Below are 26,174 nucleotides of genomic sequence, written 5' to 3' on the forward strand. Positions count from 1 at the left end.
GTTTGAGGGACGACCGCCTTCCAACCAACAGGCCGCTCGCGAGCGCGCTTCCAAATCGCGCCGTAGCGAGCGGGCGGCCGGCCCGTTACCCCATCTACGTCGCCGTCTTAGCAGAGACAGATTTCGATCCTATATAAGCGGGACCATTGACCTCGCGGATCATCCCATGGCCCCCGTCTCCATTCTTCTCAACATCCTCTGGATCTTCATCGGCGGCGCCTGGATGGCGTTCGGCTGGCTGATTGCTGCGATCATCATGGCCGTCACCATCATCGGCCTGCCCTGGGCGCGGGCGGCGTTCAACATCGCCGTTTACACGCTGCTGCCGTTCGGCTCGCGGGCGGTCAGCCGCTACGATGTCACCGGGATGAGCGATATCGGCACCGGTCCGCTCGGGGTGATCGGCAACATCATCTGGTTCGTGCTGGCCGGCTGGTGGCTGGCACTCGGCCATCTCGTGACGGCGGTGGTGCTTGCCGTGACCATCATCGGCATTCCCTTTGCCTGGGCGCATCTGAAGCTCGCCGGCATCGCGCTCTGGCCGATCGGCAAGGTGATCGTGCCGGCTTGAGGCGCGGGCGGACCGCGCGAGCGCCGCTTTTGGCCCGAGGTTGGCTGAAGGACACGATGCCCTCAACTCCTATCGACTTAAAAAGGAGCGAAGGATGCTAGGGAAAGCGAAGGTGGCCACCCGTCTTCCAGCCAAGGATCTGGACCGGGCGCGGGCGTTCTATTCCGAGAAACTCGGGCTCGACCCGGTCGAACAGCGCGACGGCGGACTGCGCTACGTCTGTGCAAGCGGCGAGTTTGCAATATTCATCTCGGCCGGCACGCAATCCGGCACGCACACGCAGATGGGCTGGGAAGTCGAGGACATCGAGGCAACGGTGCGGGAGCTTCGCGCGCGCGGAGTCAAGTTCGAGGAATACGACCTGCCCGGGCTGAAGACCGTGAACGGGATCGCCGAGATAGCCGGGAATTACACAAGCAAGGGCGTCGGTGAGAGAGGCGCATGGTTCCGCGACAGCGAAGGCAACCTTCTTGGAATCGGGCAGCCTGTTCGAGCCTGACAGCTCGTAGGATGGGTAGAGCGCCAGCGAAACCCATCAGCCCGTCCGCCGATAACGAAGCAGATGGGTTTCGCAAGGGCTCAACCCATCCTACGCGCTGCGTACATCAATGGGCATGGTCCCTCAGGGACGAACGCGAATGATTGTATTCCCCTTGCGTCGCCCGGTCGGGTTTAAGGCGGCGACCGCATCGTCGAAGATCGAGACGTTGCCGATGTTCGTCCGCAGTCGTCCGTCCCGCACCCGCTGGACGATCTCACTCAATTGGGCACGATCGGCCTCGACGACAAAGTCGACCGCCAGGCCGTCGGAGGGGCGCGCCTCTGCGGGCCCGACGATGGTGACCAGTGTTCCTCCGGCCCGAATCAGTTCTGCGGACCGCTTCTGGATGTCGCCGCCGATGACATCGAACACCAGGTCGACTTTGCCGATGTCTTCCAGGGCGTCGTTGTCGAGGTCGACGAACTCCTTCGCGCCGAAGCCGAGCACTGTCTGACGGTCGGCGGCGCGTCCGGAGCCGATGACGTGGGCGCCGGCCCCTCGCGCGAGTTGCGTCACCATGGAACCGACGGCGCCGGCCGCGCCGTGTGCAAGGACGCTCTGCCCCGCCTGAAGACGACCGTGCTGGAACAGCCCTTGCCATGCGGTTAGGCCCGAGACCGGCAAGCTCGCGCCCTCCGTGAAGTCGACGTCACCCGGGAGCGGCGCCAGGTTGCGTGCCTCGATCGCCACATATTCGGCGAGCGTGCCGTCGCGATACCAGTCCGCGAGGCCAAACACCCGCTGTCCTACCGACAACCCCGTAGTGCCATATCCGAGAGCGGTGACCACTCCAGCCAACTCGTGCCCAGGGATCGACGGTGTTCGGTCACGCTCGATGCGATCGGTCCAGGTCGAGGGCCACGTCAGCTCGGTCGGAACAAATCCCGACGCATGAACCCGAACAACGACGTCGTTTATCGATGCCTGCGGCTCGGGCCGGTCCACCAGTTTCATCCCCGCCGTTCCCGCGGCCCGTTCCGTTACAACGATCGCCTTCATGGGATTATCTCCTCGGTTATTGTCTCTTGGTGCAACTGTTGCAGGTAGCGTGAACGCGCCGGCTATCCACAAAATGCCTGACAGTGTGGAAGTGTCTGCGATCTGCGCTGTCTGCATTGACCGGGGCTCCCACCGAGACTGTCGATCGGGATCGCTTCGGTCGTGGTACTGGCAGGTAGATGCGTTGCGCCTGGTCATGAAACCAGTACCAAGATTGCAAATTCTGGCTGTACCAAGCGCATTGAGACGGCGAACTGATTGAGCTCCTAGGATGGGTAGAGCGCAGCGAAACCCATCAACCGTCCGTCGACGACGCGGTATGATGGATTTCGCAAGGGCTCAACCGATCCTACGCGCTCTGCGTTGCAATCAGCCGCCCTCAGTCGGCGCTGCCCGCACAAGGTTTCGCGTTGCCCGAGGGGCAACATACGCCATAGGCAGGTCAATCACGGGTTTCGAAAATATTCTGATTGACCGAATTGGTTGTTTCGGGTAAACCGCAAGGCATTCCGGCCCGTCAGAGGGACGTTTCGCGATCGTCACGATACGTAGGCCGGGATGCGATGGACGCGGTAGCGCCGGCGCGTGACGGGATGGCAGGGCGGGCGAGGCTCGTGAGCCATCGCGATCCGCGGCACGACACGGCGCGGTCACAGCGTTTTCTTTCGGCTTTGGGGGCGAGCACGCGCGAGCTTCCGAAGGTTTGGGAGGGGACGTCCGCGGACGGCAAAAGCGTGTGGTCCTGACGCCCGGGGTCTGTGCGTCAAGGCTTGCGGTGATGAAGCGGCCCGACCGGGCGCGCGCATCGATCATCCGCAAGGCGACGGGGGCAATAGTGCATCGCTCCCCGGGGAGAGCACGCCATAAGCCGTAAAACCATTGCGCAGGGAAGGCCGGGATGTCCCGGCGTCACCTGTGGTCACCCCGCGTGCGTCTTCCGCGTGCGGACCCTGGGTGCCAGCCGGCGCCCGGCCTTCCCTGCGCCCTTTGTTTGGAGAGAGGGCGAACGGACAGCAAAGCTCGGGCGGAGCACGCCGCGAGACCGCGAAGGCATGTTTGCAAAGACAAGCGAGAGAGCGCGTGCCCCGGACGCAGCGCAGCGCGCCGCGTTCGCGACGTGGTGCGCTGCAGAGCCGGGGCCCAGACTGCGGCAGCGTGCGTGTGGCTCCTGGGTCCCGGCTCTGCGCCGCAACGCTTGAGGCGTTGCAGCGCGTCCGGGACACGAGCGGCGGCAGTGTGCGGCGCTCCCAAGTTCATCTTGCGCTGCGGTAGAAAAATATCGCACACTCCTTCGGACCGGGGCCCAAGGGTGCTCTTGAAGAGGAGCGAGCCATGTCCCTCCAGACCATTCCATCCGACGCCGCTGAGCACCGCGCCAACCGCCCTGAGGACGTCCAGGCCACGGAAGCGGAGGCGCGGCTGCGGGACGACATCCGCCTGCTCGGCCGCATCCTCGGCGACACCGTGCGCGACCAGGAGGGCGCTGACGTGTTCGACCTCGTCGAGCGCATCCGCCAGACCTCGATCCGATTCCACCGCGACGAGGACCGGCTCGCCCGCCGCGAGCTCGAGCAGATCCTGGACGGCATGCCGATCCCGGATACCCTGCGGATCGTGCGCGCCTTCAGCTATTTCTCGCACCTTGCCAACATCGCTGAGGACCACAACAACATCCGTCAGATGCGCGCACGTAGCGCCTCGAGGAGCGGCGGGGCAGGAGTGCTCGCGGGCACGCTGGCGAATGCCAAGGGTGCGGGCGTGAGCGCGGCGGAATTGCGGAAGTTCTTCAAGGATGCTCTCGTCAGTCCCGTGCTGACCGCGCACCCGACCGAAGTCCGCCGCAAGAGCACGATGGACCGCGAGATGGAGGTCGCCGCGCTGCTGGATCGGCGCGAGCGCGTCGCGCTCACGCCGGAGGAGGCTGAGGCCAGCGACGAGCAGCTTCGCCGCGAGGTGCTGACGCTGTGGCAGACCAATCTGCTCCGCCGGACCAAGCTCACGGTGCTCGACGAAGTCGCCAACGGCCTGTCGTTCTACGACTACACCTTCCTGCGCGAGGTGCCGCGCCTGGTCAACGCACTGGAAGACCGGCTGGAGGAGGGTGGCGAGCAGGCCGCCGGCGAGCTCGCCTCGTTCCTGCGCATGGGCAGCTGGATCGGCGGCGACCGCGACGGCAATCCCTTCGTCACCGCCGACGTCATGCGCGGCACGCTGCGGCTGCAGTCGAGCCGGGTGATGCAGTTCTATCTCAACGAGCTGCACGTGCTCGGCTCGGAATTGTCGATCGCGGCGCATCTCGCCGACGTCTCCGAGGAGCTGCGTAACCTGGCGGAGCGCTCGCCGGATACATCACCGCACCGGAGCGGCGAGCCCTATCGTCTGGCCGTGTCAGGCATCTATGCGCGCCTGACCGCGACGGCCGAAAAGCTCGAGGTCGAGATCACGCGCCGGCCGGTCGGCAAAGGCAAGCCCTACGAGAGCGTCAGGGAGCTGCAGGCCGATCTCGACGTGCTGCACCGCTCGCTGATCTCCAACAACGCCCGCGTCATCGCCCGCGGCCGGCTGCGGCTGCTCCGCCGCGCGGTCGACTGCTTCGGCTTCCATCTGGCGCGGCTCGACATCCGCCAAAACTCGGCGGTGCACGAACGCACCATCGCCGAGTTGATGGATGCCGCCAACCCCGGCATGTCCTATCTCGCGCTCGGCGAGGATGCCCGCATTTCGCTGCTCACCAACGAATTGCGCTCGACGCGCGCACTAGTCTCGCCCTTCGTCAAATACAGCGACGAGACCATGGGCGAGCTCAACGTGTTCCATGCCGCCGCGGAAGCGCATGCGAAGTTCGGCTCGGACGCCATTCCCCAATGCATCATCTCGATGTGCAAGGGCATGTCCGACATGCTCGAGGTCGCGGTGCTCTTGAAGGAGGTCGGCCTCGTCCATCCCTCCGGGCGCAGCGCCATCAACATCGTGCCGCTGTTCGAGACCATCGAGGATTTGCAGGCCTCCTCCGGCATCATGGACCGCATGCTGTCGCTGCACGATTACCGCCGCCTCGTCGACAGCCGCGGCAGCGTGCAGGAGGTCATGCTCGGCTATTCCGACAGCAACAAGGATGGCGGTTTCGTCACCTCGGGCTGGGAGCTCTACAAGGCCGAGATCGGCCTCGTCGAGGTGTTCGAGCGTCACGGCGTGCGGCTGCGTCTTTTTCACGGCCGCGGCGGCTCGGTCGGCCGCGGCGGCGGCCCGAGCTATGACGCCATCATCGCCCAGCCCGGCGGCGCGGTGAACGGTCAGATCCGGATCACCGAGCAAGGCGAAATCATCTCGTCGAAATATTCCAACGCCGAGGTCGGCCGCAACAATCTGGAGATCCTCGCGGCCGCGACGCTGGAGGCGAGCCTGCTCAATCCGCGCCAGAGCGCGCCGCGCCGCGAATATCTGACCGCGATGGACGAATTGTCGAACCTCGCCTTCAAGGCCTATCGCGGCCTCGTCTACGAGACCGACGGCTTCGTCGATTATTTCTGGTCATCGACCGTGATCAACGAGATCGCAACGCTCAACATCGGCAGCCGCCCGGCCTCGCGCAAGAAGACCCGCGCGATCGAGGATTTGCGCGCGATTCCCTGGGTGTTCTCCTGGGCGCAATGCCGATTAATGCTGCCGGGCTGGTACGGCTTCGGTAGCGCGGTCGAGCAGTGGATCGCGGATCATCCCGACAAGGGCATGCCGTTCCTGAAAGAGCTCTACCAGGAATGGCCGTTCTTCCGCATGCTGCTGTCGAACATGGACATGGTGCTGGCGAAAAGCTCGATCGCGATCGCCTCGCGCTATGCCGAGCTCGTGCCGGACGAAGCCCTGCGCGAAAAGATCTTCGGCCGCATCCGCCGCGAATGGCATTCCTGCATCGAGACGCTGCTCGACATCATGGGCCAGGACCGGCTGCTGCAGGGCAATCCGCTGCTGGAGCGATCGGTCCGTCACCGCTTCCCCTATCTCGATCCGCTCAACCATGTGCAGGTCGAGCTCTTGAAGGAGCACCGCGCCCAGAACCCGGACGAGCAGGTGCTGCGCGGGATTCAGCTGACGATCAACGGCATCTCGGCGGGGTTGCGGAATACGGGGTAACGGTACTCTCTCCTTCGTCATGGCCGGGCTTGCCCCGGCCATCCACGCCTTCTGCAATTGCGGTCAGGCGTGGATGCCCGGGGCAAGCCCGGGCATGACGTGGAGAGGGCTGTGTACGCATCAACAGAAATGCGCGCCTTGCGTCTCCACATAGACCGCATAGAGCGACTGGCTCGCGGTCATGAACAGGCGGTTGCGCTTCTTGCCGCCGAAGCAGACATTGGCGCAGGTCTCAGGCAACAGGATCTGCCCGATGCGGGCGCCGTCGTTCGGCGCGAATACCTGCACGCCGTCATAGCCGGGTCCGACCCAGCCGGCGCCGACCCAGATGTTGCCCTCGGTGTCGACGCGGAGGCCATCGGGGAAGCCCGACTTGCCCTCGAGCTTCATGTCGATCAGCTTCTTCGGATTGGACAGCTTGGCACCGTCGATGTCGTAGGACCACACCACGTTCTCGGCCTGCGGATAATGCGTGATGCCGGTGTCGCAGACATAGAGCTTCTTGTAGTCGTGGCTGAAGGCGATGCCGTTGGGCTTGAATGGCTCGTCCGCGACTTTCGTGACCTGTCCGGACTGAGTGTCGAGGCGATAGACCGCTTCCTTCTGGTGCGGCTGCAGCGAACCGGTATTGGCGAGCTTGCCCTCATAGATGCTGATCGCGCCATAGCCGGGATCGGTGAACCAGATCGCCTTGTCGTTGGGGTGCATCACCATGTCGTTCGGGCCGTTCAGCGGCTTGCCATTGGCCTGCTCGGCCAGAGTCGTGATCGAGCCGTCATGCTCGTAGCGGACAAGGCGCGTGCGCTCGGCGCTGAGCTGGCGTCCCTCGGTGTCGAACGAATTGCCGTTGGCCTCATTCGACGGCTTGTGGAACTGCTCGGAGATGTGGCCGTCATCGTCGAGATAACGAAGCTGCCGGTTGGCCGGGATGTCGCTCCAGACGAGATATTGCCCCTGCGCATTCCACGCCGGTCCTTCCGCCCACAGGCAGCCGGTGTAGAGCCGCTTGATCGCGGTGTTGCCGACCTTGGCCTTAAAGCGCTTGGGGTCGATGGCGATGATGTCGGGGTCGGGATAGCGCTGCGGCTCGGCATTGGCACCGAAGTCGCGGGTGTCGGCTCGCGAGGCGAGCAGGGCCGATGCCGCGACGGTTGCCGCGCCCTTGAGGAGCATACGGCGGCCGAGACCGCCACGCTCGCTTGCAGTGGTGTCGTCGGAGTTGGTCAGTATTCTTGTCATGGTTTCCTCCCAAAGTTTCGTTGGGAGGGCACCATTCGCCCGCATTCGGGCGGAAAGCGGAGCGATCTCTGGCCGATACAACCAGAGATCGCAGGGCAGGGATGCCGGAAATGCGGCTGGACGGGATCCTTACACGGGATCCCAGGTGAAGATGTCGGCCGAGCGGTCGAGCTTGTAGAACGAGCCCTTCAGCGCCGGCATGCCGTGTTCCGCGATCGACTGCGGCGTCCAGCCTTCGGCCCGCTGCACCGAGCGGATCGGACGGTTTTGGCTGAACAGGAAGATCTCGTTCATGCGCACGCCAAAAATCTGGCCGGTGACGTCCTTGGCGGAATCGGAGATCAGATAGCCGCAGAGCGGGGCGATCTTCTCAGGTCCCATCTGCTTGATCTTCTCGACGCGCGCCTTCTCGGCCTCGGTCTCGGTCGGGATGGTGCCGATCATGCGGGTCCAGGCGAACGGGGAGACGCAGTTGGAGCGGACGTTGAAGCGCCCCATGTCGAGCGCGATCGATTTGGAGAGCCCGACGATGCCGAGCTTGGCCGCGGCGTAATTGGCTTGTCCGAAATTGCCGATCAGGCCGGAGGTCGAGGTGAAGTGCACGAAGGAGCCGCTCTCCTGCTCGCGGAAGATGCGCGCGGCGGCGTGGCTGACGTAGAACGAGCCCATCAGATGCACCTTGATGACGGCCTCGAACGCCTCCACGCTCATCTTGTGGAAGATCATGTCGCGCAAGATGCCGGCGTTGTTCACGACACCGTCGAGCCGGCCGAAATGATCGGTCGCGGTCTTCACGATCTTGCTGGCGGGGATGGCATCGGCGACCGACTCGAAATTGGCGACCGCAGTGCCGCCACGCTTCTTGATCTCCTCGACCACCTCCTCGGCGGGCGCCGCGTTCGAGCCGGCGCCGTCGGAGGCCCCGCCGGGATCGTTGACGACGACCTTGGCGCCTTCCGCCGCACAGAGCAGTGCGATTTCGCGCCCGATGCCGCGGCCTGCGCCGGTGACGATGATGACCTTGTCTTGCAGTGATTTGCTCATGTGGATTACCTCTCGTTCGTAAACACGATCGTGCCACTGGCGGCGAACATGCCGCCGACGCCGTGGCATACCGAAATCTTCGCGTTAGGCACTTGCGCCGGCGCGATCCCGCGCATCTGGCGCACGCTCTCCTGGAGCGCGTACATGCCATACATGCCCGAATGCATGTAGCTCAATCCGCCACCATTGGTGTTGAGCGGCAGCTTGGCCCCGGGCCGCGTGTTGCCGTCCGCGATGAACTTCCCGGTCTCCTCATACGGCATGAAGCCGAGGTCGCCGAGACCGAACAGCGGCAGATGCGCAAACGCGTCGTAGATCATGAGATGGTCGACATCCCCATGCGCGATGCCGGCCTCCTTGAATGCCAGCGGGCCAGCGGTCTTGAACGCGCGCGAGGAGTTGAACGTCTCCATCTGGCTGACCATCGGCGTCTCCACGCTCTCGCCGGTGCCCATGATGTAGACGGGCTTGCGCGGAAAATCCTTGGCGCGGTCGGCCGAGGTCAAGATCAGCGCGCCGCCGCCGTCGGTGACGAGGCAGCACTGCAACAGGCGAAACGGATAGGCGATCATGCGCGAGTTGAGGACGTCGGCGACCGTGATCGGGTCCTTCATCATCGCCCGCGGATTCTTCGCCGCCCATTCCCGCTGCACCACGGCGACCGAGGCCAGCTGCTCGTGCGTGATGCCGTAGGTCTTCATGAAGCGCAGCACGGGGATCGGAAACATGCTGGGCGGACCGTAGACGCCATAGGGCGCCTCGAACTGGCCGTTGAGACTATCGGCCGGTGTCGAGCGCGGCAGCTTGCCGATCATCGACTTGCCGCTCTCGGCATGCGTGATCAGCACGGTCTTGCACAGGCCGGCCTCGATCGCGGCGGCCGCATGGCGAACGTGCAGCATGAACGAGCAGCCGCCGACCGAGGTGCCGTCCACCCAGGTCGGCTTGATGCCGAGATAGTGGCAGACCTGCTGCGGCGTTTCGACCGCGGTGGCAAAACCGTCGATGTCGGAGAGTTTCAGCCCGGCGTCCGCAATGGCGTTGAGCGCGGCATCGGCGTGAAGCTGGAGCTGCGAGGCGTTGGGGATGATTCCGAGCTCGGTGGTCTCGGCCGCGCCGACGACGGCAACGTGGTTGCTGCGCATGGCTTACCCCTTCGCCGGACGGAAGACGGGGAGGGTGATCTTGTCGTCGAGCGCCTGGAACGCGACCTCCAGCTTCATGTCGAGCTCGAGCGCTTCCGGCGTCTGCGGGCAGTCGATGATGTTGCTCATCATCCGCGGCCCCTCGGCCAGCTCGACCACCGCGATCGCATAGGGTGGCGTGAAGCCGGGCGCGGCGGGACGATGGTTGATCACGTAGCTGTAGAGGAAGCCCTTGCCGCTCGCCTTGAACACCGAAACCTTGCGCGAGGCACAGGACGGGCAGAACGGGCGCGGCGGGAAATAGACATGCGTGCAGGCGTCGCAGCGCTGCAGGCGCAATTCGCCCGCCTTCGTGCCGTCCCAGAAATGCTGGGTCTCCGGCGTCGGTTTCGGTCGCGCGCGCTGCGGTTCGGCCATGTCAGCAAGTCCTCCCAAGGTCCAGGCTTCGGGGCCCGACTGTTGCGATCTTGATGCGACAATCGACCATGGCGCGTCAACGGTCCAGCAATGCGCATGCATGCCATCATGCGCACAATGCTTGTGTCGAACTGAGGCGGCGCTATAGATTGCGCGCAAATATTCCGTGAGACAGACATGCCCGAATTTCCGACACTGGCGAAGCTCGCCGAGGACCTCGAAAGCGGCCGCACCACCTCCCGCAAGCTGGTCGAGGCGTGCCTCGCCAGGATCGCCGATCCCACTGGGGAGGGCCAGCGCGCCTTCATCCATGTCGACAAGCAAGCCGCACTCGCGGCCGCCGACGCGATGGACGGCCTACGCAAGGCCAAGGCGGCGCCGTCGCGCTATGCCGGTATTCCGGTCTCGATCAAGGATCTCTTCGATATCAAGGGGCAGACGACGCGCGCCGGCTCCCGCGCACTCGACGATTCCGATCCGGCGGAGCACGATGCGGCGGCGGTCGCGCGGCTGCGCCACGCCGGCTTTGTCGTGATCGGCCGCACCAACATGACCGAGTTTGCCTATTCCGGCATCGGCATCAATCCGCATTACGGCACGCCGAAGGGCGCCTGGAACCGCGCCGATGGCCATGTGCCCGGCGGCTCGTCCTCGGGCGCCGCGGTCTCCGTGCTCGACGGCATGGCGCATGGCGCGCTCGGCACCGACACCGGCGGCTCCTGCCGGATTCCGGCGGCCTTCAACGGCATCGTCGGCTACAAGCCGACGCAGCGGCGCGTGCCGCTCGACGGCTCCGTGCCGCTGTCGTTCTCGCTCGACAGCATCGGACCGCTGGCACGATCGGTCAGTTGCTGTGCCATACTCGATGCGGTGCTCGCGAACGAGCCGATTGTCGCGCTGAAGCCTCGTCCGGTGAAAGGCATGCGACTGGCGGTGCCGACCACGATTGCGCTCGACGATCTCGACGCGGCCGTGGCGGCGACGTTCGAGCGCGCTTTGAAGGCGCTCGCCGATCACGGTGCGATCATCGAGCGCATCGAGATGGCGGAATTCCACGACATCGGCCCGATGAATGCCAAGGGTGGTTTTGCGGCGTCCGAAAGCTACGCCTGGCATCGCTATCTCATTACGTCCAAGGGCGACGTCTACGACCCCCGCGTCTTCGTCCGCATCATGCGCGGCGAGGCGCAGAGCGCGGCCGACTACATTGATCTCCTCAACGAGCGCCGCTCGCTGATCGCCCGCGTCAATGCGCGCATCGCGCCCTATGACGCGCTGGTGCTGCCGACCACCGCCAACACGCCGCCGAAGATTGCAGATCTCGCGGACGACAAGGCGTTCACCAAGGAAAATCTGCGCGCGCTGCGCAACTGCACCCTGATCAACATGATCGACGGCTGCGCCATCTCGCTGCCTGCGCATCGCGCGGGCGAGGTTCCCGTCGGTCTGATGCTGGCGGGCGCGGGCGGCTCCGATCGCCGTATTTTCGAGCTTGCTGCCGGCATGGAGGCCGTAATTCGTGTTTGACCTGACTTTCACCGTTGACGCCCAGGACACCACCACGCCGCTGACGCTGGCGATCGACCAGATGGTCATCGCCGGCTGGACCGGCCGCGACGCGATCGCGCGCGACAAGCACATCGACGAGCTTGAGGCCATGGGCATCGCCCGGCCGGCCTCGACGCCGATCTACTACCGCGCCTCGGCGCGGCGGCTGACGCAGGAAGACCGCATCGAATGCACCGGCGGCGATTCCAGCGGCGAGGTCGAGTTCGTGCTGATCGGCTGGCAGGGCCGCACCTTCGTCGGCTGCGGCTCCGACCATACCGACCGCAAGGTCGAGGCCTACAACGTCACGGTGTCCAAGCAGATGTGCGACAAGCCGATCGCGTCCACGCTTTGGGAGCTCGAAGACGTCATCGGCCATTGGGACAAGATGATTTTGCGCTCCTACGCCACGATCAAGGGCGAGCGCGTGCTCTACCAGGAGGGTACGCTGGACGCGATGCTGCCGGTCGCTGACCTCATTGCACGCGGCTTTCCGGGCGGGAAGCTGCCCGACGGCTGCGCCATGTTCGGCGGCACCTTCGCCGCCAAAGGCGGCATCCGCCCCGCGGATCGTTTCGACTTAGAGCTGGAAGATCCCGTGCTGAAGCGGACGATCAAGCACGGGTACAATGTGGCGACGCTTCCGGTGAGAGGCTAGCCGCCTCCCACCAGGAGCGGTGGCGGGATAGCTGGCCCAAAAGCGACGGTCCCGTAGGGTGGGCAAAGGCGCCCTTGCGCCGTGCCCACGATCTCTCTACGCAATCGGCAGAACGTGGGCACGTCGCTTCGCGCCTTTGGCCACCCTACGAGATCTCTCTGCCGGTGCGGGTTGATCTTTCCACGTCATTGCGGGGAGCCCTTGCGACGAAGCAATCCAGGCTCGTTCCGCGGTGGCACTCTGGATTGCTTCGCTGCGCTCGCAATGACGGGGAGATAGTCATCGGAAATCGGGTGGCCGGGTGAACGCGAGGCTGCGAAGGTGATTGCCATGACAATGACCGCACGAAAATCAGTCCGCCCAACCGCCGACCTCGCCGCTCACGTCGACGCCCTCGACTGGCCCCAAATCACCGCCGAGCTCGACACCCAGGGCTGCGCCGTCCTGGAGGGCCTGCTGACGCCCGACCAATGCCACGCGGTCGCCGCGCTCTACCCGGACGATGCGCACTTCCGCAGCCGCATCGTCATGGGCCGCCACGGCTTCGGCCGCGGCGAATACAAATATTTCGCCTATCCGCTGCCCGATCTGATCGCGCAGCTCCGCCCGGCGCTCTATGCGCAACTGCAAGCTGTGGCCAACCGCTGGAACGAGGCGATGGGCATCGACATCCGCTATCCCACCGCTCACGCCGCCTTCCTCAAGCGCTGCCACGAGGCGGGGCAGGCGCGGCCGACGCCGCTGTTGTTGCAGTATGAAGCCGGCGACTACAATTGCCTGCATCAGGACCTCTATGGCGAGCACGTCTTCCCGCTCCAGGTCGCGATCCTGCTGTCCGAGCCGGGCCGCGATTTCACCGGCGGCGAGTTCGTGCTGACCGAGCAGCGCCCGCGCATGCAGTCGCGCGCCGAGGTGGTGCCGCTGGCGCAAGGCGACGCTGTCGCCTTCGCTGTGCACCACTGCCCGGTACAGGGGACACGCGGCACCTATCGCGTTAACATGCGCCATGGCGTCAGCCGGATCAGGACCGGCCAGCGCCACACGCTGGGTGTGATCTTTCATGATGCCAAATGAGCGCAGGCGTTGACGGCTGACCTGTTCGACAACGTCGCCGAGGCGCAGCCGTCGCGCGAGGAGATCGCCGACGGCGCGGTGCTGCTGCGCGGATTCGTCAAGCCGATCGAGAGCGAGCTGATCGCCGCGGTGCGTGCGATCGTGGCGCAGTCGCCGTTCCGGCGGATGACCACGCCGGGCGGCCACCTGATGTCGGTGGCGATGACCAATTGCGGCGAGCGCGGCTGGATCACCGATCACACCGGCTATCGCTACGATCCCATCGATCCGCGAACCGGTGCGCCATGGCACGAAATGCCGCCGGTGCTGCGCGATCTCGCCCGCCGCGCGGCGGAGCAGGGCGGCTTCGCAGGCTTCGGGCCCGATGCGTGCCTCGTCAATCGCTACGAGCCCGGCACGCGGCTGTCGCTGCATCAGGACAAGGACGAGCTGGATTATTCCGCGCCGATCGTCTCGGTCTCGCTCGGCCTGCCCGCGACCTTCCTGTTTGGCGGCCTCGCGCGCAGCGACAAGCCGCGGCGTTTCCGGCTGGTGCATGGCGATGTCGCGGTCTGGGGCGGAGCCAGCAGGCTCGCCTATCACGGCGTGGCGCCGCTCGCCGACGGCGAGCATCCGCTGCTCGGGCGGAAGCGGATCAACCTGACGTTCCGCCGGACGCGGTGATCTTCCTTCTCCCCTTGTGGGAGAAGGTGCCTTCCCGAAGGGAAGGCGGATGAGGGGTTTCTATCCGCGGAGACAGACCCCTCATCCGTCTCGCTGCCGCTTCGCGCCAGCGATCCACCTTCTCCCACAAGGGGAGAAGGGAAGAGTCCCGGAACGGTGATTAATTACGGCTTCGGCGGGTGGATGAACGCCCAGGGGCTCACTTCCGAATCGCGCGTCACTTCCACCGAAATCAGATACGGCCCGCCGTGGGCCAGCGCCTTCTCCATCGCCGCCTTGAACTGATCGGGCGCGGTGACGCGCGCGGCCGCAACGCCAAATGACTCCGCGAGCTTGACGAAATCCGGATTGACGAGGTCGGACGCCACCACGCGGCCGTCGAACCGTTCGCGCTGGTCGCGGCGGACATTGCCATAGGCGTTGTTGTTGAACACCAGGGTCACCACGCCGATGTTGAACTGCACGGCGGTGGCAAGCTCCTGCACGCCGAACATGAAGCCGCCGTCGCCGGTGATCGCCACCACGGGCTTGTCGGGATTGGCGACCTTGGCTCCGAGCGCGGTCGGGAAGCCCGAGCCGAGCGTGCCCTGGTAGCCCGAGGTGATGAAGGTGCGCGGCTGGTAGATCGGAAAGCCGTACCAGGAGGCGAAGCCGAATTGCGACAATTCATCGGTAACGATCGCGTTCGCCGGCAGCACCTCGCGCAAAATGTTGAGATAGGCCATCTGCGGCTGGATGCGCTGGATTTCCGCCTGCGCCATCGCACTCGCCTCGCGGATGTCTCCGCGCCGGCCGCTGCTTCTGGCATAGCCGGCCTTCTTCACCGCCGCGACGAGATCGGCTGTGCCGGCTTTCGCGTCCGCAACGATGGCGGCATCGGAGGCGAGCCGGCGCATCTCGGCCGGATCGATGTCGATCCGAATGGATTTCAGCCCCTTCGGTTGATAGGGCCAGCGGAAGCCCGAAGCCGGTAATTCCGCGCGGGTGCCGATTGCGATCATCAAATCGGTTGTCGGCCAAAGCTTGTAGGCTGCGGCCATGGTCAGACCGAGCTCGTGCGCGTTGGAGACGATGCCGCGGCCGCTGCGGAAGGCGACCACGGGCGCATCGATCATCTCGGCAAGCTCGAGAATCTCCTCGCGCGCTTCGATCGCGCCGCTGCCGACGAAGATCATCGGTGCCTTGCTGGTCTTGATCAGCGCGGCCGCCTGCCTGATCATATCGGGGTCGGGCTGCGGCGCGGGCAGCGGCTCCAGCACCTGCGCGGCAACGGTGTCCGCGCGCTGGGTAAAGATATCCCAGGGCATTTCGACCGAAGCGGGGCCGCGGCGGCCGGACGTCATCTCCTGGAAGGCGCGCGCGACGACTGTCGGCGCATTGCCGGGATATTCGATTCTATCAGCCCATTTCACGTAGGTGCGGAGCGTCGCAAGCTGGTCCGGCATCTCGTGCAGATGGCCGCGGCCCTTGCCCAGAAACTGCGTCGGCACCTGGCCGGTGACGCACAGCACCGGCTCGTTGCAGCCGAAGGCGGTGAGCAGCGCCGCGCTGGCGTTGAGCACGCCGGGGCCGGGCACCACGCTGAACACACCCGGCCTGCCGCTGGAGCGCGCATAGCCGAACGCCATGTAGCCGCAGGCCTGTTCGTGCCGCGCCCCGATCACCTTGAGCTGGGCCCGGTGGAAGGCGTCGAACAGGCCGTAGACCTGCGCGCCGGGCAGGCCGAACACGGTATCGACGCCATGGGCGACAAGGCCGCTTACGATCGCTTCGCCGCCGGTGAGGGTGGTCATCTGGCTATTCCACTTCGATTGTTGGTCAGGCTTCGTCGACGACACCGTTGCGCAGGCGTCCGATGCCCTCGGCCTCGACCTCGACGACGTCGCCCGGCTTCAGATAACGCGGCGGATCGAACCGGGCACCGGCGCCGGTCGGTGTGCCCGTGACGATGATATCGCCGGGGACGAGGGTTGCGAAGGTGGAGATATAGTTGATGAGGTAGCGGAAGGAGAACATCAGCCGGCTGGTGCGATCGTCCTGCCTGAGCTCGCCGTTGACATGTGTGGTGAGCCTGACGTCCGCGATCTGCGATTCCGTCGTGTAGGGCACCAGCCACGGCCCAAGGCTGCCGCTGGAATCAAAGTTCTTGCCTTGCGTCACGTTGAACTTGGCGTGGCGTAGCCAGTCGCGCACCGAGCCTTCGTTGCACAGCGTGAGCGCGGCGATGTGATCGAGCGCTGCGCTCTCCGGGATATGCCGGCCTTGCTTGCCGATCACCAGCACGATCTCGCCCTCATAGTCGAGCTGCGCCGAGGCACTCGGGCGCACCAGCGGCGTGTCGTGGCCGACGAAGGAGCGCGGCGAGCGCATGAACATGCTCGGATATTTCGGTGCGTCCTGGCCGTCCTTGTACTCGGCGTTGCGGTCGGGATAGTTGACGCCGATGCAGATGATCTTCTCCGGTGCCGGCACCGGCGGCAGCCAGATGATATCGCCCAGCGCGTGATCCGGCGCGCGGCTGGTCGCTTCCTCGGCAAGGCTCGTGAGCTTGCCGGCCGCGATCACCTCGCGCAGCGTCGGATAGTCGTTGGCATGGCGCGCGGAGAGATCGACGATGCCGCCGTCGACGACGGCGCCATACCTGGTTGCACCCTTGACGGAATAGGTGGCGAGGCGAGGGAGCTTCATCGCTTAATCCGCCACCAGCACGTCAGCCACAAACTTCGGCTCACGCACGGCTTGACCGCTAAATGGCGAGCCCTGCTCGAACCAGGAGCGCGGGGCTGGCGCGCCCCACAGCGTCTGGCGGCGCGGATCGCGCAGCGACCAGCGCAGCGGTTCGTGGTCGTGATCCCCGGTGAAATAATCGCTGGTGTAGAGCTCGAGCCGGTGTCCATCGGGATCGCGGACATAGAGGAAGAACGCATTCGAGATGCCGTGGCGCCCCGGACCGCGCTCGATGTTCTTCACAAAACCCTGAGAGGCCATGACGTCGCAGAGATGGATGATGTTCATCGCGGTCGGCGTCCAATAGGCGAAGTGGTGCAGGCGGGGGCCCTTGCCATTGGTGATCGCGAAGTCGTGGACGTTGCCCTTGCGATGCATCCAGGCGGCGGCGATGCGCCCGTTCGGACCATCCTCCTCGGCGTATTCAGTGAGGCGGAAGCCGAGCCGTGCGTAGAACTCGACGGTGTCCTGCACCTCGGCGGCGAAGACGTTGAAATGATCGAGCCGCTGCGGATGGCAACCCCGGTAGAGGTCGTAACGGCGGAGCAGATGCGGCCGACGCTCCATCGATGCATAGAGCTCGATCTGGAAGCCGAAGGGGTCGGTGAATTGCAGGGTGCGGCCCTGGAACGGCTGATCGACGAAGGCGTAGCTAAGACCGTTCTCGGACAGGAACGCGGCGGCCTTGTCGAGATCGCCGTCATTGCCGACCTTGAAGCCCAGCCGGGCACAAGCCGGAACGGCCGCCTTGCGCAGTACCAGCGAGTGATGCTGATGCTCTTCAGCAGCGCGTAAGTACACGACGTTGTCGTCGGCGTCCTCGACATGCAGGCCGACGGTGGTCTCGTAAAACTCGCGGCTCAGCTTCACATCGGTCACGTCGAGCACGACGTGGCTGGAACGGATGATGTTGAACGGCGGCTCGAAGATGTGTTGCGGTACGGGCATTTGCGTTTCCCCTTCTCTCGGCTTCGTCATTCCGGGGCGTGCGAAGCGCGAACCCGGAATCCATTCATCACCAACTCTGCTGCTCGATGGATTCCGGGCTCGGCTCTTCGAGCCGCCCCGGAATGACACTGCCGTTAAACTCCCAATTTCTGAATCTTGTGCGTGCCCCGCGCCAGCGAGACGTGCTTGGTTTCCATGTAGAAGTCGAACGAATAATCGCCGCCGTCGCGGCCGATGCCCGAGGCTTTCATGCCGCCGAACGGGGTCGGCAGATGGCGGACGTTTTCCGAGTTCAGCCAGATCATGCCGGCCTCCAGCGCATCGGCGACCCGCAACGCGCGGCCGATGTCGTTGGTCCAGACATAGCCGGTCAGGCCATAGCGGATGTCGTTGGCGATCTCGATCGCATCGGCCTCGTCCTTGAACGGCAGCACCGTGAGGAAGGGGCCGAACACCTCCTCCTGGGCAATCCGCATCTTGCCGTGCGCGCCGGTGACCAGGGTGGGCTCGACATAATGTCCGCCACCCGGGCCGTCATGGGCCTTGCCGCCGACCGCGATCGTCGCGCCGTCCTGGCGCGCGACGTCGAAATAGGAGCAGACTTTCGCCAGATGCCGCTCGTGAATCAGCGGTCCGATCTCGGTGGCGGGATCGAGAGGATGGCCGACCTTCAGCGCCTGCACGCGCGCGGACAGCTTCTCGGTGAACTTGTCCGCAATGCTGGCCTGAACCAGCAGGCGGCTCGATGACGTGCAGCGTTCGCCGTTGAGCGAGTAGATCATGAACACGACGGCATCGAGCGCGCGGTCGAGATCGGCGTCGTCGAACACGATCACCGGGTTCTTGCCACCGAGCTCGAAATGCACGCGCTTCAAGGTCGGCGCGCCTTGCACCATGATCGCCGATCCCGTCGCGCTCTCGCCGACGAAGCCGATCGCCTTGATGGCGGGATGCTCGGTCAGCGCTTTGCCGGCCTCTTCGCCAAAACCGTGGACGGTGTTGAGCACGCCGTCGGGAATGCCAGCCTGCTTGGCCAGCTTCGACAACATGTCAGCGGTGACAGGCGACCATTCGGCCGGCTTGTGTACGACGGTGCAGCCGGCGGCCAGCGCCGGAGCGATCTTCCAGGTCGAGAGCATGAACGGCGTGTTCCACGGCGTGATCACGCCGACGGGGCCGATCGGCACGCGCGTCGAGATATTCCAGTGCTCGTCGCTCGGCGTATTGAGGCCGTCGCGTGCCTCCGCGCATTTGTCGGCAAAGAAGCGGAAATTCTCAGCGGCGCGGATCGCGGCCTTGGCCATGAAGCGATAGGCCTGCCCGGTGTCGATGCATTCGAGCACCGCGATGTCCTCGGCATTGTCCTCGATGGCGTCGGCCACGCGATGCAGCAGCTTCTTCCGCATCGCCGGGCCCATGTCGCGCCAGGACTTGAAGGCGAGCGCAGCGGCCGTGGCGGCGCGGTCGATGTCCTCGGCGGTGCCACGCGCGACGCTCGCGAGCGTCGTGCCATCGACCGGCGACTTCGTCTCGAACGTCTCGCCGGAGGTCGAGGGAACGGTCTTGCCGTCGATCATGTGACCGATGCCGTCTGCACGCAGCTTCTTCAGCAGTGGCGCGACGCGGTCGCGGTTGGCCTGGAACACATCGGCTTTCGGGCTGGGCTTATCCATGGGCAGCTTCCGCTTTCAGGGCGTCGTGAATGTTGTTGCGCTTCCAGCTGGTGTCCTTGTCGTTGATCTGCATGTCGAACGACAAAGCGAATTTGCCGGCGGCGAAGACGGGATCGAGATGTCGGGACAGCGCCTGGAAGACATGTTCGCCGGCCTTCTGGCGCGTCTTGAGATCGCGGCCCTCGCCGATGCGCAGCACCATGTCGAGAAAGCCGTAGTCCTGCCGTGCGTCCGCAATCGCAAAATGCTGGCAGCGGATGGCGCGCACGCGGATGCCGCCGAGCGGGAAGATGCCGGTCTCGATCGCCGCCTTGCGCACGACTTCGCACACCAGCTTCATGTCGAGCTGGCCATCGAGATTGGCCGAATATTCGATCGTGAAATGCGGCATCGCGGTTTCACTCCCTGTATTTTTATTCGCCTAAGCGAAGTAGCAGCTGACCGAGCCGTAGGCGCCATAATCGGCCTGGATTGTGTCGCCCTTGCGGGTCTCGATCGGACGGATGAAAGAACCGGCAAGCACGACCTGGCCAGGCTCCAGCGCGAGCCCAAGCGGCGCGATCTTGTTGGCAAGCCAGGCAACGGCGGTTGCGGGATGATTGAGCACGCCGGCGGCGAGCCCCGTCTCCTCCAATTGGCCGTTCTTGTAACATAGCGCGCCGATCCAGCGCAGATCAGCATCCAGCGGGCGGATCGGCCGTCCGCCGAGCACGATGCCGGCATTGGCCGCATTGTCGGCGATGGTGTCGAAAATCTTGCGCGTCGCCTTGGTGCTGGGATCAACGCGCTCGATCCGCGTGTCCAGGATCTCAAGCGCCGGCACGACGAAGTCGGTGGCGTTGAGCACGTCGAATAGCGTGCAGTCGGGTCCCGAAAGGCGCTTGCTCATGACGAAGGCGAGCTCGGCCTCGACGCGCGTCGCGATGAAGCGCTCGGTCGGAATGATACCGCCATCGGCAAAGAACATGTCGTCGAGCAGCACACCGGAATCCGGCTCGTTGATATCAAGCGCGCTCTGCATCGCCTTCGAGGTCAGGCCGATCTTGTGACCTTTGACGATGCGCCCCCCCGCGATCTTGACGTCGATCCAGGCCTTCTGAATCGCGTAGGCATCGGCGATGGTGATCTCGGGGAAGTCCTGCGACAGCTGCCGGATCTGCGTGCGGGTCTTCTCCGCCTGGTGCAGACGCTTCGCGCAAGCTTGGATATCGTCGTTGGAAAGCGCCATTTGTGATCTTACAAATTAGGGTAGCGGGAGATACTTAACATGTTAAGTGAATGCGTCAAACACAATTTGGGCTTGCTGCACTGCAAACGTTTTGCGGTTTGAAAGGGCATCATCGTGAAGAGACCGGCTGATCCAGCGAACGGAAGCGCGCCCGCCGCGCGCCAGGTGCCGATGCGCGATTTCTCGCGCTCGCTGCCGATGTCGCTGCTGCGGGCACGCGAGGCGGTGATGCGGCAGTTCCGTCCCTCGCTGCGCGAGCACGGCTTGACCGAGCAGCAATGGCGCATCCTGCGCGCGCTGGCGGCGATCGATGCGGTCGAGGTCACGGAACTCGCGCGCACGGCGTTCCTGCTCGGACCAAGCCTGTCCCGCATCCTGCGCGATCTGGAGGCGCGCAATCTGATCGAGCGCAAGACCGCCAAAGCGGATCAGCGCCGCAGCATGGTCTCGATCTCGAAAGAGGGGGTGAAGCTGATGGCCTCGGTGGCGCCGAATTCGGAGGCGATCTATGCCGAGATCACGCGGCGCTTTGGCGCACGCAAGCTCGCCGAATTGCAGGACATGCTCGGCGCACTCGAACAGAGTCTCGCAGAACTCGGCGGAGCCGAGGAGGCAAGTGCCGAGGAGTGAAAGCTGATATGCGCGTCCGGGTGCCGCGAGCCATGGACATAAGCGGGGTTTTTCGCTCAAACTGCTGCCACGTTGGTGGTCGATCAGGTGCTGATTCCCGGCGATCCCGAGCGGAAAACCCGCGCTGAGCGCACCCAGAACGGCATCCCCTTGCCGGATGACACCTGGGCGGCGATAGTGAACACGGCCCGCGAGGTCGGCGTCAGCGAGATCAGCATCCAGAGGGCGACCGCATAGGTCTTGCGCCATTGCGAGCGTAGCGCGGCGGCCCGGTTCGCGGTAACAGCGGGATTGTGCTGTCGCGGCGCTCGTCATGGTGACGATGGTCCAAATAACACGGTCCAAACAACAAAGAAGGAAGGCAACGTGGCGAACAAGGTCAAGGAAATCTGGAAGTCGGGCAAGGCCGTGGTCAACGCGTGGCTCGCGATTCCCTCCGGCTTCTCGGCCGAGATGATCGCGCAATGCGGCTTCGACAGCGTCACCGTCGACATGCAGCACGGCGTGCAGGACTATCTGTCGATGGTCCAGTGCTTCCAAGCCATGGACAAGCACCCGATCACGCCGATGGTCCGCGTGCCCTGGAACGAGCCCGGCATCATCGGCAAGGTGCTCGACGGCGGCGCCTATGGCGTGATCTGCCCGATGGTCAACACGCCGCAGGAAGCCAGGAACCTGGTCTCCTATTCCAAATATCCGCCGCAGGGCGTGCGTTCCAACGGCCCGATCCGCGCCGGAATGTACGGCACCGCGGGCTCGTATCAGAAGACCGCGAATGCCGACACCATCCTGTTGCCGATGATGGAGACCAAGACCGCGGTCGAGAACATGGAAGCGATCCTCGACGTCGAGGGCATCGACGGCGTCTATATCGGCCCCTCCGACCTCGGCTTCTCCTACGGCCTCGAACCCAAGCTCGACCGCAGCGAGCCCGAGATCCTCGCGATCTACGAGAAGATCATCAAGGAGTGCGGCAAGCGCGGCCTCAACCCGGGCATCCATTGCAGCGGCGCCGAAGGCGCAGCGCGCGCCATCAACATGGGCTTCAAGCTAGTGACGCTCTCGAACGAGGTCGGCCTGATGACCACCTACGCCAAGATGCAGGTCAATGCGACCCGCAAGGATTCGGGCGGCAAGGCGTAAGCTTTCTCTGTGTCCCGGACGCGGCGCGGCACGCGGTGCCGCTCCGCAGAGCCGGGACCCAGAAGCCAGCGATGCACATGACGCAACAACTGGGCCCCGGATCTGCAGCGCACCGCTACCGCGCTGCGCAGCGTCCGGGGCACGATAGTTTCGAGACCCAAGGAGACTCCCATGACCATCAGCCCCGTCATCCGCCTGCATCCCGATGATGGCGTGCTGATCGCGCGCGCCAGCCTGCCGCCGGGGACGGTGGTCGCCGATGGTGTGACCACGGTCGAGCGCATTCCCTCCGGCCACAAGGTTGCGATCAAGCCGATCGCGGTGGGCGAGCCGGTCAAGCGCTACGGCCAGATCATCGGCTTTGCCACGGTGCCGATCGCGCCGGGCCAGCACGTGCATGTGCAAAATTGCGGCATGGGTGACTTTGCGAAAGACTATGCCTATTGCGCCGACGTCAAGCCGACGCCGAATTTCGACCTGCCGGCGACCTTCGAGGGCATCCGCCGCCCGGACGGCCGCGTCGCCACGCGTAACTATATCGGCATCCTGACCTCGGTGAATTGCAGCGCGCATGTCGCGAGCCTCGTCGCCGACGTCTTCAAGAAGAATCCCTTCACCGGCGACAATCCGCTGGCCGACTTTCCCAATGTCGACGGCGTGGTCGCGCTGACCCACAAGACCGGCTGCGGCATGACGCAGAACGAGCCGCTGGCGCTGCTCCGCCGCACGCTCGGCGGCTATGCGCGGCATGTCAATTTCTCCCACGTCATCGTGCTTGGCCTCGGCTGTGAGGTGAACCAGATCGGCGGGCTGATGGAAGAGCAGAAGCTCGCCGGCCGCCTGCGAGCGATGGACATCCAGGAGGTCGGCGGCACCCGCAAGACGGTCGAAGCAGGGATCGCCTTCGTGCGCGAGGCGCTGGCCGACGCCAACAAGGTGAAGCGCGAGACGGTGCCGGCGAGCGAGCTGACTGTAGCCCTGCAATGCGGTGGCTCGGACGGCTATTCCGGCGTATCCGCCAATCCCGCGCTCGGTGCTGCCAGCGATCTCATCGTGCGCCACGGCGGCACCGTGATCCTGTCGGAGACGCCGGAGACCTACGGCGCCGAACATCTGCTGACGCGCCGCGCCGTCAGCCGTGAGGTCGGCGAGAAGCTCGTCGATCTCATGCGCTGGTGGGACGAGTACACGACGCGCGAAGGCGCCGAGATGAATGCCAATCCGAGCCCCGGCAACAAGGCCGGCGGTCTCACCACCATTCTGGAGAAGTCGCTCGGCGCGATGGCGAAGGCCGGCACCACCAACCTCGTCGAGGTGCTGCGTTACGCCGAGCCCATCACCAAGAAGGGTTTTGTCTTCATGGACACGCCCGGTTACGACCCGGTCGCGGCGACGGGCCAAGTGGCGGGCGGCGCCAATCTCGTCTGCTTCACCACGGGCCGCGGCAGCGTGTTCGGCTGCAAGCCGGCGCCCTCGATCAAGCTCGCCACCAACACGCCGATGTACAAGCGCATGGAAGAGGACATGGACGTCAATTGCGGCACCATCCTCGAAGGAGAGGAAAGCGTCGAGCAATGCGGCCAACGCATCTTCGATCTCATCCTCAAGACCGCCTCGGGTCAGCCGACCAAGAGCGAGAGCTTCGATTTCGGCGGCGCCGAGTTCGCGCCATGGGTGCTGGGCGCGACGATGTAGTCGCGCTGGGCGCGGACGCAATCGCGACGCAAGTCGCAATTGAATTGTCTAAAGCCAATACGCGATATGCAGTTGCGCGAAATGCAACGATCGTTTGCTAAGTAATGATACGGAGGCGTGCATCTCGTCGAGAAGTTCCCGGACTTACACCTGATTAACACTGTTGCCGTAGACAGGGTGTGATGCGGCTCCACAGCGTGGTGGGGCCGGCCTTTGTTTAGGGATCAAACGATGCAAGCGATACGTCCTACTGGGGTGGAAAATCTCCTCGGTGAGGAGGAGCTCATCGTATCGAAGACCGATCTCAAAGGCCGCATCACCTACGCCAACGACGTCTTTCTCCGCATGGCGAAATACCCCTGGAAGGAGCTGATGGGCGCGCCCCACAGCCGGATCCGCCATCCGGACATGCCACGCTGCGTCTTCAAGCTGCTGTGGGATACGCTCCAGGCCAAGCAGGAAATCTTCGCCTACGTCGTCAATCTCGCCGGGGACGGCAGCCATTATTGGGTGTTCGCCCATGTCACCCCGACTCTGGACGATCGCGGCAACATCATCGGCTATCACTCCAACCGACGCAGGCCCGATCCGGCCCCGGTCGAGCGCATCAAGCCGATCTATCAAGCGCTCTGCGCGGAAGAGGCGCGCCACGCCAATGCCAAGGACGGCATGCGTGCGAGCTTCGACGTGATGGTCGCTCTGCTCAAGCAAAACGGTGTTGCTTACGATGAATTTGTGCTCTCTCTCTAAGGCGCAGGGAGCGACCGCGCTCGCGTGTCTTCTCGCCTCCGTCGCGTTCGCCGTCTCGCTGCTCGGCTGGACCGGAATCGTGGGCGCAGCGCCGCTCGGCGCGGCGATCGCGCTGCTCGGCTACGCCCTCTGGTGCCAGCACCGCACGGCAGTGGCCGTCGATGAGGTTGCCGATGTGTGCCGCAAGGCCGCGCGCGGCGATCTCGAAGCGCGGATCCTGAGCGAGCGGCAGGCCGGGCGGATCGGCGCCATCCAGAAGTCGGTCAACGACATGCTCGACATCGCCGACGCCTTCGTCCGCGAGGCTTCGGCGTCGATGGACTATGCCAGCCGCGGCAAGTATTTCCGCAAGATCCTCGTGCGCGGATTGCCCGGCTCGTTCCGCCGCTCTGCCAGCGTGATCAATGCCGGCACCGGCAGCCTCGGCCGCCGTGTGGTCGAGATCGCCGGCCTCGCAAACCAGTTCGGCACGCATCTCGACGAGGTTGCAGGCAGCCTCATGAGCGCCGCGACTGATCTGGAATCCGACGCCGGCCAGATGGCGGCGGCGGCGGAGATCACGAACCGCCAGACGTCCGGCATGCGCAGCGCGTCCGATCAGGCCTCGAGCAATGTTGCGACGGTGGCGAGCGCTGCGGAGCAGCTCGCATCCTCGATCGCGGAGATCAGCCGCCAGGTGGCGGGCTCGACCACGAGCACCGGGCGCGCCGTCGACGAAGCCAATCGCGCCGGCAGCGAGATTCGCAACCTCGCGGATGCCGCGATGCGGATCGGCGACGTCGTCAAGCTGATCAGCGAGATCGCCGAGCAGACCAACCTGCTGGCGCTCAACGCCACGATCGAGGCGGCGCGGGCCGGCGAGGCCGGCCGCGGCTTCGCGGTGGTGGCCTCCGAGGTCAAGAGCCTCGCCAACCAGACCGCGAAGGCCACTGAAGAGATCAGCGCCAAGGTCGGCGAGATGCAGCAATCGACGACCAACTCGGTCGCGGCCGTCGAGGCGATCGCGCAGACCATCGGAGAGATCAACGGGATCACCGCCGCGATTGCGGCCTCGATCGAACAGCAGGGATCCGCGACACGCGAGATCGCCCGCAGCGTCCAGGAAGCCTCGGCCGGCACCTCGCAGGTCTCCTCGAACGTGTCAGGCGTCAGCGAAGCCGCCGCCGACACCGGCCGCGTCGCGAGCCGCGTCAACAGCGCCTCCGAGCGCGTCCACGGCGAGGTCGAAACGCTCAGGCGCGAGGTGACGCAGTTTCTGCAGCGGTTGACGTCGGCGGCGTAGGGACTTGGCTCACGGCCCGATAACGGCGGGCAAGGGGGCTTTATCCGCTTGCTCGGAATCGTGGGGTG

The 26,174-nt window shown here is 64.9% G+C and carries 23 protein-coding genes and 1 pseudogene; 13 read left to right on the top strand and 11 right to left on the bottom strand.

The window, feature by feature from the left end; translation table 11 throughout:
- Positions 1-166: 166 nt before the first annotated feature.
- Together IVA81_RS06790 and IVA81_RS06795 are read left to right on the top strand one after the other, a co-directional pair.
- Positions 167-571 (top strand): YccF domain-containing protein, encoded by a 405-nt coding sequence (locus tag IVA81_RS06790; protein ID WP_247314030.1) that lies wholly within the window; start codon positions 167-169, stop codon positions 569-571.
- 94 nt (positions 572-665) lie between these two features.
- On the top strand, positions 666-1,070 hold the full coding sequence (locus IVA81_RS06795) for a VOC family protein (protein ID WP_247314032.1): 405 nt from the start codon (positions 666-668) through the stop codon (positions 1,068-1,070).
- 123 nt (positions 1,071-1,193) lie between these two features.
- On the opposite strand, the gene IVA81_RS06800 is transcribed toward IVA81_RS06795, so the two are convergent.
- Positions 1,194-2,111, bottom strand: a complete 918-nt coding sequence (locus IVA81_RS06800) for an NADP-dependent oxidoreductase (protein ID WP_247314034.1) — start codon at positions 2,109-2,111, stop codon at positions 1,194-1,196.
- Positions 2,112-3,443: 1,332 nt separating this feature from the next.
- Between IVA81_RS06800 and ppc the strand changes: the two genes are divergently transcribed.
- Positions 3,444-6,242 (top strand): phosphoenolpyruvate carboxylase, encoded by a 2,799-nt coding sequence (gene ppc, locus IVA81_RS06805; RefSeq protein ID WP_247314035.1) that lies wholly within the window; start codon positions 3,444-3,446, stop codon positions 6,240-6,242.
- Positions 6,243-6,362: 120 nt separating this feature from the next.
- On the opposite strand, the gene IVA81_RS06810 is transcribed toward ppc, so the two are convergent.
- From IVA81_RS06810 to IVA81_RS06825, 4 genes are all read right to left on the bottom strand, one after another.
- On the bottom strand, positions 6,363-7,481 hold the full coding sequence (locus tag IVA81_RS06810) for an SMP-30/gluconolactonase/LRE family protein (protein ID WP_247314037.1): 1,119 nt from the start codon (positions 7,479-7,481) through the stop codon (positions 6,363-6,365).
- A 129-nt stretch (positions 7,482-7,610) separates the two neighbouring features.
- A complete protein-coding gene (locus IVA81_RS06815) occupies positions 7,611-8,525 on the bottom strand; it encodes an SDR family oxidoreductase (protein WP_247314039.1) in 915 nt (304 codons plus the stop codon).
- Positions 8,526-8,530: 5 nt separating this feature from the next.
- Positions 8,531-9,670, bottom strand: a complete 1,140-nt coding sequence (locus IVA81_RS06820; protein ID WP_247314041.1) for a thiolase — start codon at positions 9,668-9,670, stop codon at positions 8,531-8,533.
- Between the two features lie 3 nt (positions 9,671-9,673).
- The gene (locus IVA81_RS06825; protein ID WP_247314043.1) at positions 9,674-10,087 is read right to left on the bottom strand and encodes a Zn-ribbon domain-containing OB-fold protein; all 414 of its coding nucleotides are present in this window, start codon (positions 10,085-10,087) and stop codon (positions 9,674-9,676) included.
- 177 nt (positions 10,088-10,264) lie between these two features.
- Here IVA81_RS06825 and IVA81_RS06830 point away from each other — a divergent pair, with 177 nt between their 5' ends.
- The 4 genes from IVA81_RS06830 to alkB all read left to right on the top strand — a co-directional run bounded on the left by IVA81_RS06830 (position 10,265) and on the right by alkB (position 14,030).
- Complete coding sequence (locus IVA81_RS06830) at positions 10,265-11,614, top strand: amidase (RefSeq protein WP_247314045.1); 1,350 nt, start codon at positions 10,265-10,267, stop codon at positions 11,612-11,614.
- Positions 11,607-12,293, top strand: coding sequence for a DUF2848 domain-containing protein (locus IVA81_RS06835; RefSeq protein ID WP_247314047.1), 687 nt, complete (start codon positions 11,607-11,609; stop codon positions 12,291-12,293). Before IVA81_RS06830 ends, IVA81_RS06835 begins: the two co-directional genes overlap by 8 nt.
- Before the next feature lie 330 nt (positions 12,294-12,623).
- Positions 12,624-13,367, top strand: coding sequence for a 2OG-Fe(II) oxygenase (locus tag IVA81_RS06840; RefSeq protein ID WP_247314048.1), 744 nt, complete (start codon positions 12,624-12,626; stop codon positions 13,365-13,367).
- Positions 13,368-13,376: 9 nt separating this feature from the next.
- Entirely contained in the window at positions 13,377-14,030 is a 654-nt protein-coding gene (gene alkB, locus IVA81_RS06845; RefSeq protein WP_247314050.1) for a DNA oxidative demethylase AlkB, read from the top strand.
- A gap of 164 nt (positions 14,031-14,194) precedes the next feature.
- Here the strand turns inward: alkB and IVA81_RS06850 are convergent, their stop codons facing one another.
- The 6 genes from IVA81_RS06850 to hpaH form a co-directional block, all read right to left on the bottom strand.
- The gene (locus IVA81_RS06850) at positions 14,195-15,823 is read right to left on the bottom strand and encodes a thiamine pyrophosphate-dependent enzyme (RefSeq protein ID WP_247314051.1); all 1,629 of its coding nucleotides are present in this window, start codon (positions 15,821-15,823) and stop codon (positions 14,195-14,197) included.
- Between the two features lie 25 nt (positions 15,824-15,848).
- Positions 15,849-16,718, bottom strand: a complete 870-nt coding sequence (locus IVA81_RS06855) for a fumarylacetoacetate hydrolase family protein (protein ID WP_247314053.1) — start codon at positions 16,716-16,718, stop codon at positions 15,849-15,851.
- 3 nt (positions 16,719-16,721) lie between these two features.
- Complete coding sequence (hpaD, locus tag IVA81_RS06860) at positions 16,722-17,705, bottom strand: 3,4-dihydroxyphenylacetate 2,3-dioxygenase (protein ID WP_247314055.1); 984 nt, start codon at positions 17,703-17,705, stop codon at positions 16,722-16,724.
- A gap of 134 nt (positions 17,706-17,839) precedes the next feature.
- The gene (gene hpaE / locus IVA81_RS06865) at positions 17,840-19,378 is read right to left on the bottom strand and encodes a 5-carboxymethyl-2-hydroxymuconate semialdehyde dehydrogenase (RefSeq protein ID WP_247314057.1); all 1,539 of its coding nucleotides are present in this window, start codon (positions 19,376-19,378) and stop codon (positions 17,840-17,842) included.
- The gene (locus IVA81_RS06870) at positions 19,371-19,769 is read right to left on the bottom strand and encodes a 5-carboxymethyl-2-hydroxymuconate Delta-isomerase (RefSeq protein WP_247314060.1); all 399 of its coding nucleotides are present in this window, start codon (positions 19,767-19,769) and stop codon (positions 19,371-19,373) included. The genes hpaE and IVA81_RS06870 overlap by 8 nt, the downstream gene beginning before the upstream one ends.
- 30 nt (positions 19,770-19,799) lie before the next feature.
- Positions 19,800-20,606 carry a 2-oxo-hept-4-ene-1,7-dioate hydratase gene (gene hpaH / locus IVA81_RS06875; protein WP_247314062.1) on the bottom strand — a complete coding sequence of 269 codons (807 nt, stop codon included), beginning with the start codon at positions 20,604-20,606 and terminating at the stop codon, positions 19,800-19,802.
- Between the two features lie 111 nt (positions 20,607-20,717).
- Here hpaH and hpaR point away from each other — a divergent pair, with 111 nt between their 5' ends.
- The 6 genes and pseudogenes from hpaR (at position 20,718) to IVA81_RS06905 (ending at position 26,106) form a co-directional block, all read left to right on the top strand.
- Complete coding sequence (gene hpaR / locus IVA81_RS06880) at positions 20,718-21,236, top strand: homoprotocatechuate degradation operon regulator HpaR (protein WP_247314167.1); 519 nt, start codon at positions 20,718-20,720, stop codon at positions 21,234-21,236.
- A 78-nt stretch (positions 21,237-21,314) separates the two neighbouring features.
- A pseudogene (locus IVA81_RS06885) lies at positions 21,315-21,473 on the top strand (malate dehydrogenase); the annotation flags it as partial.
- Positions 21,474-21,602: 129 nt separating this feature from the next.
- Positions 21,603-22,379: an aldolase/citrate lyase family protein gene (locus IVA81_RS06890; protein WP_247314064.1), complete on the top strand. Its 777-nt coding sequence runs from the start codon at positions 21,603-21,605 to the stop codon at positions 22,377-22,379.
- Between the two features lie 171 nt (positions 22,380-22,550).
- Entirely contained in the window at positions 22,551-24,074 is a 1,524-nt protein-coding gene (locus IVA81_RS06895; RefSeq protein WP_247314065.1) for an altronate dehydratase family protein, read from the top strand.
- 231 nt (positions 24,075-24,305) lie between these two features.
- A complete protein-coding gene (locus IVA81_RS06900) occupies positions 24,306-24,824 on the top strand; it encodes a PAS domain-containing protein (RefSeq protein WP_247314067.1) in 519 nt (172 codons plus the stop codon).
- Positions 24,802-26,106 carry a methyl-accepting chemotaxis protein gene (locus IVA81_RS06905; RefSeq protein WP_247314069.1) on the top strand — a complete coding sequence of 435 codons (1,305 nt, stop codon included), beginning with the start codon at positions 24,802-24,804 and terminating at the stop codon, positions 26,104-26,106. The genes IVA81_RS06900 and IVA81_RS06905 overlap by 23 nt, the downstream gene beginning before the upstream one ends.
- Positions 26,107-26,174 lie beyond the last annotated feature (68 nt).

The sequence above is a fragment of the Bradyrhizobium sp. 141 genome (assembly GCF_023074055.1).
In the GTDB taxonomy this organism is placed as follows: domain Bacteria; phylum Pseudomonadota; class Alphaproteobacteria; order Rhizobiales; family Xanthobacteraceae; genus Bradyrhizobium.

Excerpts from the sequence above, each read along its gene's own strand:
- IVA81_RS06830 (WP_247314045.1), top strand. The coding sequence starts at position 10,265 with ATGCCCGAATTTCCGACACTGGCGAAGCTCGCCGAGGACCTCGAAAGC.
- IVA81_RS06905 (WP_247314069.1), top strand. The coding sequence starts at position 24,802 with ATGAATTTGTGCTCTCTCTCTAAGGCGCAGGGAGCGACCGCGCTCGCG.
- hpaD (WP_247314055.1), bottom strand. The coding sequence starts at position 17,705 with ATGCCCGTACCGCAACACATCTTCGAGCCGCCGTTCAACATCATCCGT.
- IVA81_RS06795 (WP_247314032.1), top strand. The coding sequence starts at position 666 with ATGCTAGGGAAAGCGAAGGTGGCCACCCGTCTTCCAGCCAAGGATCTG.
- IVA81_RS06815 (WP_247314039.1), bottom strand. The coding sequence starts at position 8,525 with ATGAGCAAATCACTGCAAGACAAGGTCATCATCGTCACCGGCGCAGGC.
- IVA81_RS06850 (WP_247314051.1), bottom strand. The coding sequence starts at position 15,823 with ATGACCACCCTCACCGGCGGCGAAGCGATCGTAAGCGGCCTTGTCGCC.
- IVA81_RS06820 (WP_247314041.1), bottom strand. The coding sequence starts at position 9,670 with ATGCGCAGCAACCACGTTGCCGTCGTCGGCGCGGCCGAGACCACCGAG.
- IVA81_RS06790 (WP_247314030.1), top strand. The coding sequence starts at position 167 with ATGGCCCCCGTCTCCATTCTTCTCAACATCCTCTGGATCTTCATCGGC.
- IVA81_RS06800 (WP_247314034.1), bottom strand. The coding sequence starts at position 2,111 with ATGAAGGCGATCGTTGTAACGGAACGGGCCGCGGGAACGGCGGGGATG.
- IVA81_RS06870 (WP_247314060.1), bottom strand. The coding sequence starts at position 19,769 with ATGCCGCATTTCACGATCGAATATTCGGCCAATCTCGATGGCCAGCTC.
- IVA81_RS06825 (WP_247314043.1), bottom strand. The coding sequence starts at position 10,087 with ATGGCCGAACCGCAGCGCGCGCGACCGAAACCGACGCCGGAGACCCAG.
- IVA81_RS06900 (WP_247314067.1), top strand. The coding sequence starts at position 24,306 with ATGCAAGCGATACGTCCTACTGGGGTGGAAAATCTCCTCGGTGAGGAG.
- ppc (WP_247314035.1), top strand. The coding sequence starts at position 3,444 with ATGTCCCTCCAGACCATTCCATCCGACGCCGCTGAGCACCGCGCCAAC.
- IVA81_RS06840 (WP_247314048.1), top strand. The coding sequence starts at position 12,624 with ATGACAATGACCGCACGAAAATCAGTCCGCCCAACCGCCGACCTCGCC.
- IVA81_RS06810 (WP_247314037.1), bottom strand. The coding sequence starts at position 7,481 with ATGACAAGAATACTGACCAACTCCGACGACACCACTGCAAGCGAGCGT.
- hpaE (WP_247314057.1), bottom strand. The coding sequence starts at position 19,378 with ATGGATAAGCCCAGCCCGAAAGCCGATGTGTTCCAGGCCAACCGCGAC.
- hpaH (WP_247314062.1), bottom strand. The coding sequence starts at position 20,606 with ATGGCGCTTTCCAACGACGATATCCAAGCTTGCGCGAAGCGTCTGCAC.
- IVA81_RS06895 (WP_247314065.1), top strand. The coding sequence starts at position 22,551 with ATGACCATCAGCCCCGTCATCCGCCTGCATCCCGATGATGGCGTGCTG.
- IVA81_RS06855 (WP_247314053.1), bottom strand. The coding sequence starts at position 16,718 with ATGAAGCTCCCTCGCCTCGCCACCTATTCCGTCAAGGGTGCAACCAGG.